The organism is Streptomyces sp. ISL-87, assembly GCF_018614095.1.
In the GTDB taxonomy this organism is placed as follows: Bacteria; Actinomycetota; Actinomycetes; order Streptomycetales; family Streptomycetaceae; genus Streptomyces.
In genome coordinates this window covers 35,344-45,172 of sequence record NZ_JAGGOY010000090.1, presented here as the reverse complement: position 1 = coordinate 45,172, position 9,829 = coordinate 35,344, and the positions used below count along the sequence as shown (strand labels likewise).

The 9,829-nt window shown below is 71.6% G+C and carries 8 protein-coding genes; 2 read left to right on the top strand and 6 right to left on the bottom strand.

Annotated features, from left to right (window positions below; all coding sequences use genetic code 11):
- Nucleotides 1-360: 360 nt before the first annotated feature.
- Nucleotides 361-816, bottom strand: a complete 456-nt coding sequence (locus J7I97_RS30050) for an Lrp/AsnC family transcriptional regulator (protein WP_214941091.1) — start codon at nucleotides 814-816, stop codon at nucleotides 361-363.
- A gap of 123 nt (nucleotides 817-939) precedes the next feature.
- On the opposite strand from J7I97_RS30050, the gene J7I97_RS30045 reads away from it, so the two are divergent.
- On the top strand, nucleotides 940-1,941 hold the full coding sequence (locus J7I97_RS30045; protein ID WP_214941089.1) for an asparaginase: 1,002 nt from the start codon (nucleotides 940-942) through the stop codon (nucleotides 1,939-1,941).
- Between the two features lie 47 nt (nucleotides 1,942-1,988).
- On the opposite strand, the gene meaB is transcribed toward J7I97_RS30045, so the two are convergent.
- The 5 genes from meaB to J7I97_RS30020 form a co-directional block, all read right to left on the bottom strand.
- Nucleotides 1,989-2,975, bottom strand: coding sequence for a methylmalonyl Co-A mutase-associated GTPase MeaB (gene meaB / locus J7I97_RS30040; protein WP_214941087.1), 987 nt, complete (start codon nucleotides 2,973-2,975; stop codon nucleotides 1,989-1,991).
- Nucleotides 2,976-2,983: 8 nt separating this feature from the next.
- Nucleotides 2,984-5,185 carry a methylmalonyl-CoA mutase gene (scpA, locus tag J7I97_RS30035; protein ID WP_214941084.1) on the bottom strand — a complete coding sequence of 734 codons (2,202 nt, stop codon included), beginning with the start codon at nucleotides 5,183-5,185 and terminating at the stop codon, nucleotides 2,984-2,986.
- Nucleotides 5,182-7,041: a methylmalonyl-CoA mutase family protein gene (locus J7I97_RS30030; RefSeq protein ID WP_214941081.1), complete on the bottom strand. Its 1,860-nt coding sequence runs from the start codon at nucleotides 7,039-7,041 to the stop codon at nucleotides 5,182-5,184. Before J7I97_RS30030 ends, scpA begins: the two co-directional genes overlap by 4 nt.
- A gap of 167 nt (nucleotides 7,042-7,208) precedes the next feature.
- Complete coding sequence (locus tag J7I97_RS30025; RefSeq protein WP_214941077.1) at nucleotides 7,209-8,129, bottom strand: NADP-dependent oxidoreductase; 921 nt, start codon at nucleotides 8,127-8,129, stop codon at nucleotides 7,209-7,211.
- Nucleotides 8,130-8,165: 36 nt separating this feature from the next.
- Nucleotides 8,166-8,882, bottom strand: coding sequence for a DUF2470 domain-containing protein (locus J7I97_RS30020; RefSeq protein WP_214941074.1), 717 nt, complete (start codon nucleotides 8,880-8,882; stop codon nucleotides 8,166-8,168).
- A gap of 175 nt (nucleotides 8,883-9,057) precedes the next feature.
- Between J7I97_RS30020 and J7I97_RS30015 the strand changes: the two genes are divergently transcribed.
- Nucleotides 9,058-9,453 (top strand): cell division protein SepF, encoded by a 396-nt coding sequence (locus J7I97_RS30015; RefSeq protein WP_214941072.1) that lies wholly within the window; start codon nucleotides 9,058-9,060, stop codon nucleotides 9,451-9,453.
- The last annotated feature ends 376 nt before the right edge of the window (nucleotides 9,454-9,829 follow it).

The window sequence follows — 9,829 nt, the reverse complement described above, 5'->3', positions numbered from 1 at the left end:
CCGCATTGCCCCCAAGGTCGTAAGCCGTGGTCAGCGGGACGGGAGAACCGGGTGGGAACGGGGGGCCGGCCGGAGCGGGGTTCACGCGACGGTGGGCATGGCCGTCAGCTTCCCGCCGTTGACGAGGAAGACGCGGTTCCCGGCGCCGGACACGGCCCATGCCCCGCGCGACTCGGGAGCCCAGGTCCACAGCCGCTTGCCGTCGACGCCGGAGTACGCCGAGACGCCTTGCCCGGATGGTGCGCAGCCGGGTGTCCACGGCGCGCAGCCGGCCGCCCTTGCGCCCGGTTCGGCGCCCGGTTCGGGGGCCGGTCCAGCGGCCGGTCGGCAGCCGGTCCAGCGGCCGGTCCAGCGGCCGGTTCAGCGGTCGACGGGGAGGCCGGTCGGCTCCTTGATGCGCTTCATGATGATCTGCGAGTTGACCTCAGTAACTCCGGAGAGCGCGGTCAGCTTCTCGATCCACAGCCGCTCGTACGCGCGCAGATCCGCGACGGCGATCCGCAGCATGCAGCCGGGGCTGCCGAACAGGCGGTACGCCTCGATGACGTCGGGGATGTCCTGGAGCGCCGCCTCGAAGGCCTCGACGGCGTCGCGGTCGCGACGCACCTCGACCGAGACCAGCACCTCGAACCCGCGGCCCACCGCCGCCGGATCGATCACCGCGCGGTAGCCCTGGATCACCCCGTCCTGTTCGAGCTGGCGCACCCGGCGCATACAGGGGGAGGGGGTCAGTCCCACGCGCTGGGCCAGCTCCTGATTGCTGAGGCGGCCGTCCTGCTGGAGCTCGCGCAAGATTTCCCGGTCAATGGCGTCCATCACGCAATTATCCACCACCGAGTGTTAAGCGGTTGCTGGAAGTGGCAATCACATTGCGCCTGGATTTTTCTATTATTGCCGCTTCTGGAAAATTTGTGCGAGGCGATGAGGGGAAGGGTGGCCATGGGACGCATCGTCGTCATCAGCACCGGTGGGACGATAGCCAGCCGCTGGCAGGGCTCCGGCTTTGCAGCCGACGCCGACGGCAGCGAGGTCATGGCCACCGCGCCGCTGCCCGAGGGCATCACCGTCGAGGTGGTGGACCTGTTCAGCGTGAACAGCCCCCGGCTGACCACCGCCCACCAGCTGACGCTGCTGCGCACCGTGCACGAGGTGCTCGCCGACCCGGATGTGGACGGCATCGTCGTCACGCACGGCACCGACACCCTCGAAGAGTCGGCCTTCCTCGTCGACCTCCACCACCACGACCCGCGCACCGTCGTGTTCACCGGCTCGCAGCTGCCCATGGGCACCGCCGACGGGGACGGTCCGGGAAACCTCTACGACGCACTGCTCACCGCGGCGACCACGCGGGGGCTCGGCGTGCTGATCACCTTCGCGGGGCGCGTGCACGCGGCCCGGGGGACCGTGAAGACCCAGGCCGTGGCCCTGGACGCGTTCGCCGACCCGTCGAAGGAACTGCTGGGGAAGGTCGGCTTCGGCCGGGTCGCGATGCTCCGCAGCCCACACCGTCCGGAGCCGCTCGCCCTGCCGGCGATGCCGGAGATCCCGCCGCGGGTGGACATGGTGATGCACCACTCGGACGGCGACGCGGTGATGCTGAACGCCGCGGTGGCGGCGGGCGCGCGGGGCGTCGTCCTGGTGGGCACCGGGGCGGGCAACGCGACGCCGGAGATCGTGGCGGCGGTGCGGACCGCCGTCGCCGGCGGCGTCCTGGTCGCCCTGACCACCCGGGTGACGGCCGGCCCGGTCACCGAGATCTACACGCACGGCGGCGCCGTGGACCTGGTCGCGGCCGGTGCCGTCCCGACGGGCACCCTCCGCGCCCCCCAGGCCCGCATCGCGGTCCTCTCCGCCCTCCTGGCCACCACCGACCCGTCGACCCAGTCCGGCATCCTCCGCCAGACCCTGTCCTCGACGGACCCGGCCCTGATCACCGCCTGATCACCGCCTGCCCCCCCGCGGCAACGCCGACGGGGGCAGGGGGCAGGTCAGGCTTGGCCGAAGGCGGTCAGCAGGCGGTCCGCCGCCAGTGTGGGAGTCAGAGAGCCCGCACGGACCGCGGCTTCGAGGCCCGGCGCAAGGTCCCGCACCGCCGGGTTCCCGCGAAGGCGGTCCAGGAGTTCGTCGCGGACCATCGACCAGGTCCACTCCACCTGCTGGGCAGCCCGCTTCGCGGAAAGCCGGCCCCCTGCCTCCAGCAGCCGCCGGTGCTGCTCCAGCCGGCTCCACACCTCGTCCAGGCCCGCGGACTCCCGCGCACTGCACGTCAGCACCGGCGGGGTCCAGGCCGCGTCCGCCGGGTGCATCAGCCGCAGGGCGCCCGACAGTTCGCGCGCCGCCGCCTTCGCGTCACGCTCGTGCGGGCCGTCCGCCTTGTTCACCGCCAGGACGTCCGCCAGCTCCAGGACGCCCTTCTTGATGCCCTGCAACTGGTCGCCCGTACGCGCCAGCGACAGCAGCAGGAAGGAGTCGACCATCCCCGCCACCGTCGTCTCCGACTGCCCGACGCCGACCGTCTCGACGAGGACCACGCCGTAGCCCGCCGCCTCCATCACGATCATCGACTCGCGGGTGGCCTTGGCGACCCCGCCCAGCGTCCCCGCCGAGGGAGACGGCCGGACGAACGCCGCCGGATCCACCGACAGCCGCTCCATCCGGGTCTTGTCCCCGAGGATGGAACCCCCCGTACGCGTCGACGACGGGTCCACCGCCAGCACCGCCACCCGGTGCCCCAGCGCCGTCAGCATCGTGCCGAACGCGTCGATGAACGTGGACTTGCCCACGCCCGGAACACCGCTGATCCCGATCCGGCGGGCGCGCCCCGAGTGCGGGAGCAGCTCCGTCAACAGCCGCTGCGCCAGCACCCGGTGAGCGGGCAGGGTGGACTCGACGAGAGTGATCGCACGCGCGACGAACGCGCGCTTCCCGTCGAGCACCCCCTTCGCGTAGGCCTCGATGTCGATCTTCGGAGGCATCGGGCCGCCTACAGCTCGTGACCGAGATCCGCGGCCAGCCGCGTCACCAGGTCGTGCGCCGCGTCCGGGATCACCGTGCCCGGCGGGAACACCGCCGTCGCGCCCATCTCCAGCAGCGTCGGCACATCCGCCGGCGGGATCACTCCGCCCACCACGATCATGATGTCCTCGCGCCCCTCCTCCGCCAACTGCTCGCGCAGCGCCGGTACGAGGGTCAGGTGACCGGCCGCCAGCGACGACACGCCCACCACGTGGACGTCCGCCTCGACGGCCTGACGGGCCACCTCCGCCGGGGTCTGGAACAGCGGGCCGACGTCCACGTCGAAGCCCAGGTCGGCGAACGCCGTCGCGATCACTTTCTGGCCGCGGTCGTGCCCATCCTGGCCCATCTTCGCGACCAGGATGCGCGGACGCCGTCCCTCCGCCTCCTCGAACCGGTCGACCAGCGCACGGGTGCGCTCCACGGACGGGGACTCGCCTGCTTCGGTGCGGTACACACCCGAGATCGTACGGATCTGGCTCGCGTGCCGCCCGTACACCTTCTCCAGTGCGTCCGAGATCTCACCGACGGTCGCCTTGGCGCGCGCCGCGTCCACCGCCAGGGCGAGCAGGTTGCCGTCACCGCGCTCGGCGGCGTTCGTCAGCGCCCGCAGCGTGTCCTGCGTCACCGCCTCGTCGCGCTCCTCGCGCAGCCGCCGCAGCTTGGCGATCTGCTGCGAGCGCACCGAGGAGTTGTCGACCTTCAGGACGTCGATCAGCTCGTCGTTCTCCACCCGGTACTTGTTCACGCCGATCACCGGCTGCCGCCCGGAGTCGATCCGCGCCTGCGTGCGGGCCGCGGCCTCCTCCACGCGCAGCTTCGGGATGCCCGCGTCGATGGCCTGCGCCATACCGCCGGCCGCCTCGACCTCCTCGATGTGCTGCCAGGCCCGGCGCGCCAGGTCGTACGTCAGCTTCTCGACGTACGCACTGCCGCCCCACGGGTCGATCGACCGGCAGGTCCCCGACTCCTGCTGGAGCAGCAGCTGGGTGTTGCGGGCGATGCGCGCCGAGAAGTCCGTCGGCAGCGCCAACGCCTCGTCGAGGGCGTTGGTGTGCAGCGACTGGGTGTGGCCCTGGGTCGCGGCCATCGCCTCGATGCACGTACGCGTGACGTTGTTGAAGACGTCCTGCGCCGTCAGCGACCAGCCCGAGGTCTGCGAATGCGTGCGCAGCGACAGTGACTTGGCGTTCTGCGGGTCGAACTGCTTGACCAGCCGCGCCCACAGCAGGCGGGCGGCGCGCAGCTTCGCGACCTCCATGAAGAAGTTCATGCCGATCGCCCAGAAGAACGACAGGCGCGGCGCGAACGCGTCCACGTTCAGACCGACCGCCTGACCGGCGCGCAGGTACTCCACGCCGTCCGCGAGCGTGTACGCCAGCTCCAGGTCGGCCGTCGCGCCCGCTTCCTGGATGTGGTAGCCGGAGATGGAGATCGAGTTGTACCGCGGCATCTTCTGCGAGGTGAACGAGAAGATGTCGGAGATGATCCGCATCGACGGCTTGGGCGGGTAGATGTAGGTGTTGCGGACCATGAACTCTTTGAGGATGTCGTTCTGGATGGTCCCGGCGAGCTTGTCGGGGGAGACGCCCTGCTCCTCCGCCGCCACGATGTAGAGGGCGAGGACCGGCAGTACCGCGCCGTTCATCGTCATCGACACCGACATCTTGTCCAGTGGGATCCCGTCGAACAGCTGCCGCATGTCGTAGATCGAGTCGATCGCCACGCCCGCCATGCCGACATCGCCCGTCACCCGAGGGTGGTCGCTGTCGTAGCCGCGGTGCGTCGGCAGGTCGAAGGCCACCGACAGGCCCTTCTGGCCGGACGCGAGGTTGCGCCGGTAGAAGGCGTTCGACTCCTCGGCCGTGGAGAAGCCGGCGTACTGCCGGATCGTCCAGGGCTGGTTGGCGTACATCGTCGGGTACGGGCCGCGCAGGTACGGGGCCACGCCCGGGTAGGTCCGGAGGAAGTCCAGGCCCTCCAGGTCCCGCCCGGTGTACAGCGGCTTGACGCCGATGCCCTCCGGGGTCTCCCACAGCAGGTCGGCGGCCGCGGTGCCGGTGGATTCCTTGACGGCCGCGCGCCACTGGTCCTCGGACCCCGCCGGGGCCGGGGCGCCGGCGCCGTTCAGCGCGAGTTCGGAGAAATCGGGGATTCCGGTGCCGCTCAAGACGCGACTCCCATCCGGTCGAGTACGGAGGACAGCACGGCGACCGCGTCGCAGCCGGCGAAGACGTACTCGTCCACGGCGCCGGCCGACGTGCCGGGCTTGCCCGCGAGGAACACGGTCGTCGCGCCCGCCGAGCGCAGGGCCGCGGCCACCGCCTCGGCCTGCTCCTCGTACAGCGCGTCGCTGGAACACAGCACGGCCATGCCGTCCGCGCCGCTCGCGGCATACGCATCGGCGGCCGTCGACGGGTCCACGGACACCGGGTCGTGCACCGGTTCGATACCGCCCGCCTGGAAGAGGTTCGAGGCGAAGGTGGCCCGCGCGGTGTGCGCGGCCGCCGGACCCAGCGCGGCGAGGAAGATCCTCGGACGGGCGCCGGTCGCCGTCAGATGCGCGTCGCTGCGGGCGCGCAGCAACTCGTACGCCTCATCGCGGCGCACCCGGGGCAGTCCGCCCGTGGGACCCGCCGGCGCGGGCTCGCGTACGAGGGGCTTCTCCGCGAGGAGCGGGAACTCGCTGACACCGGTGATGGGTTCGCGGCGCTTGGCGAGCTTCTTGGAACGCTCGGCCCAGGTGGCCGCGAGACGGTCGGCGACCAGCCCGGAGCGCAGCGCGGCGGGCTGGCCGCCCGCCTTCTCGATGGTCTGGAAGAACTCCCAGGCCGCGTGCGCGAGTTCGTCGGTCAGCTGCTCAACGTAGTACGAGCCGCCGGCCGGGTCGATCACCCGGGCCAGGTGCGACTCCTCCAGGAGGATGGTGGAGGTGTTGCGGGAGATCCGGCGCGCGAAGGCGTCCGGCAGCCCCAGCTCGTTGTCGAAGGGGAGCACGGTGACGGAGTCCGCGCCGCCCACGCCCGCCGCCATGCAGGCCACGGTGGTGCGCAGCATGTTCACCCACGGGTCGCGCCGGGTCATCATCACCGGCGAGGTCACGGCGTGCTGGCGCTGCGCGCCGGCCTCGGTGGCCCCGCACGCCTCGGCGACGCGGGCCCAGAGGCGGCGCGCGGCACGGAACTTCGCGATGGTGAGGAACTGGTCGGCGGTGGCGCCGTAGCGGAACTCCAGCTGACCGAGGGCCGCTTCGGTGCTCAAGCCCTCCTGGTTAAGTGCGCGCAGGTACGCGACACCGGTGGCGAGGGACAGCCCCAGTTCCTCGGCGGCCGAGCCGCCCGCCTCGTGGTACGGCAGCGCGTCCACGGTCAGGGCGCGTACGCCGGGCCAGCCGGCGGCGGTCTCCCGGGCGAGGGCGGCGGCTTCGGCGAGGTCCAGGGCGGTGCCGGTACGGGCCTCGTGGCCCAGCGGGTCGGCGCCGAGGCAGGCGCGGGCGGCCTCCGGGGCCACCCCGCGCTCCGTGTACAGGCTCAGCAGGGCCCGGGCGGCCTCGGCGTATCCGGCCCCGGCGTCGAGGGAGACGGGCGCCAGGTCGAGGTAGACACCGTCCAGGGCGCGGGCGAGGCCGTCGGCCGGGATGCCGTCCTGGCCGACGGTGAGCCACAGCGAGGTGGTCCCGTTCTCCAGGTCGGCGAGTACCGCCTCGTTCAGCCGTACCGGATCCGTGCCCGCGATCCGCTGGCGCACGTCCCAGCCGGCGGCGGTGGTGCCCTCCGGCTGGCCGCCGCGCACAAAGGGGGCGAAGCCGGGGAAACCGGTGTCGGCGGCGTTTTCGGGCGCGGTGTAGAGGGGGCGGGTGGTGAGCCCGTCCTCTAGCTGGGTGGACAACGCTTCTTCAGCTGCCTCGCCGGATACTTCCTTGCCCGACTTGCGCAGTACGCCTTCAACCAGGCGCTGCCACTGCTCATGTGTCGCGTCAGGGAACTCGGCGGCCAGGGAGAGCCCGTCGTCAGGCAGGACCGTCATGGCTCGAATGCTAGGGGGGTCGCTCAATCGAGACCATAACCACTGGATGTGATCTCGCCCTCGCAGGCCGGACCAGGCCGGGCCACCGGTCATCCCCCGTGCGGGTTGTGCCGCCGGAGCCGGGCGCTCCGGCGGCGCGGCCGCGGCCGCAATAAATGCGGGCGGCGTCAGACGGTGAGGACGATCTTGCCGCGGGTGCGGCCCGCGGCGCTGAGCTCCCAGGCCTTCGCGGTCTCGGCGAGCGGCAGCGCGTGCTCCACGTTGACCGTGAGCTTGCCCGCGTCGGCCAGTTCGGCCAGGAAGGTCAGGTCGGCGGTGTCGGGGCGCACCCACAGCTGGTGCGCGCCCTGCTCGGCGGCGGTGTAGTCGGCGATGGAGACCACCCGGTCACGCTGCTTGACCAGCGACTGGAGGGTCTCGATGACGCCGTCTCCGTAGAAGTCGAGGCCCGCGTCCACGCCTTCGGGCGCCAGCTCGCGGACCCGGTCCGCCAGCCCCTCCCCGTAGAGGACCGGCTCGGCGCCGAGCGAGCGCAGGTAGTCGTGGTTGTGCGCGCCCGCCGTGCCGATGACCCGCAGGCCGAGGGCGACCGCGATCTGCACGCCGAAGGAGCCGGTGCCGCCGGCGGCCGAGTGGATGAGCACGGTCTCGCCGGCCTTGAGGCCCGCACGGGTGAGGGACTGGTAGGCGGTGAGCCCGGCCAGCGGGATGCCGGCCGCCTGTTCGAAGGTCAGCTCGCGCGGCTTGCGGGCCAGGGTGCGGACCGGGGCGGAGACCAGTTCGGCGTAAGTGCCGAGCTCGACCCACTCCTTGCGCACGTAGCCGTACACCTCGTCTCCGACGGCGTAGTCGAAGGTGTCCGGGCCGACCGCCTCGACGACTCCGGCGACGTCCCAGCCGGGTATGACCGGGTAGCGGACCTCCAGGATCGGTTCGAGGTATCCGGCGGCGAGCTTCCAGTCCACGGGGTTGACGCCGGCGGCCTTGACGCGGACGAGCACCTCGCCGGGGCCCACCTTGGGCTCCGGGGCGTCAACGAGCGTGAGGATTTCGGAAGTTCCGTATGAGCTGTACGTGATGGCCTTCATGATCGTGGCCAACTGGGCGGCGCGCGAACCTATTCCTCAGGCCGGCAGGGTGTTGTGGTGCGAGCGCCGGCGGGCCGCGCTGAACAGCGCCTGGATCTGGGCCCCCGACTGCTCCACGGAGTCCAGCCGCGACGGGAACGGCAGCCGCACGTCGCGGTGCCCGCGCGGCTCCTCCAGGCGCAGGGTGATCCCGTACCGGTCCATCGCGAGCGGCAGCGCGCGCAGGACGGGCGTGGCGGGCAGCGGCCGGACCAGGCGCAGCAGCAGGGTGACCAGATCGGCGTGGTCGTCGAGGAGGTGCGTGAGCATGCCGGCCTCGTACGGCGCGAGCGGGTCGGGGCGGGCGGCGTCCAGCTCCTCGAGGCCGACGTAGGAGCGGCCGTCCGCCGTCTCCAGTACGGCGTGCCCGAACTCCACGCAGGCGGAGCCGGTGGTGTCGCCGTCGTCGTGGTAAGGAGTGAGCAGCCGGCCCAGCATCGTGACGCGTGCGCGCACCCGGTCGCGTACGGGCGTCGGGGCGACGTCGGTGAACTCCAGCCGGATCGCGGGCCTGTGCTCGGCGTCGCCGCCGGGCTCGGCGGGATGCAGGTGCAGGCGGCTCAGCGGGTCCGTGCCGTCGAGGTGGCGGACCTCGCTGCGCAGCCCGTCGGTGACCACGGTCATGGGGTGGGCGGCGGCCAGGACCGACCGGACCCGCTCTGCGTCGGTGGGCCGGGTGGCGGCCGGGGTGTCAGGGGCACCGGACATGCGCATGCGGATCTCTCCATCATCCCGAGTTGAGTTACTTAGGTATGCCTAACCTAACTTAACTTATCCGATTCTCTTCGTGTGGCGTGCCCCGCGCCCGGGTCGTGTCGTTGTTGGGCTGAACGGGTGAAACGCGAGAGGATGGGGGGATGCACATGAAGCGCACGGCCGAGGCGGCCCGGTGAGCAGGTACGACGTCACCGACGAACAGTGGGAGGGGCTCGCGCAGGTGGTACCCCTGCGCAGTCGCAACGAATGGCCCTCCCGGGTGGACCACCGCACGATCCCCACGACGCCGGGGGCGTCCGCGGCGGAGCAGCGGCGCTTCGTGGTGATCCGGGTCCAGATCTTCGCCGACGCCCGGGAGGTGGCCGAGTACCTGATCGCGCAGATCCCGGTGCTGCTGGACCTGACCGGCGCGGACAGCGAAGTGGCCAAGCGGATCCTGGACTTCAGCAGCGGCGTGGTCTTCGGGCTGGGCAGCGGGATGCACCGGGTCGACCGGAACGTCTTCCTGCTGGCGCCCGTCGGGACCGAGGTCGAGGGAATCGCGGCTGCGGCGGTCCCCCGATCGTAGGAAGGTCGCCCCGACGGAACGGTTCACCGGCCCCGCACAACCCCCGGGGAACCGTACCGTCCGGCTCATGGACCCCACCACGGCCGTAACCGCCGCGCCCGCGTTACCCGACGCCCACGCAGTCCCCGGGCTCGCTCGGGCCGTTGCCCCTGCCGCAGTGCCGCTTGCTGGCGTCGACCCTTCAACAGCTTCAACAGCTTCAACAGCTTCAACAGCTTCAACAGCTTCAACAGCTTCAACCGCTTCAACCGCTTCAACCGCTTCAACCGCTTTAGCCCCTCCAGCCTCTTCAGCAGCTTCGGCCTTTTCAACCGCTCCGGCCTCTTCTGGCCCTTCAACCACTTCGGGCCCAGCCGTCCCGGTGTCGGCTTCGGCT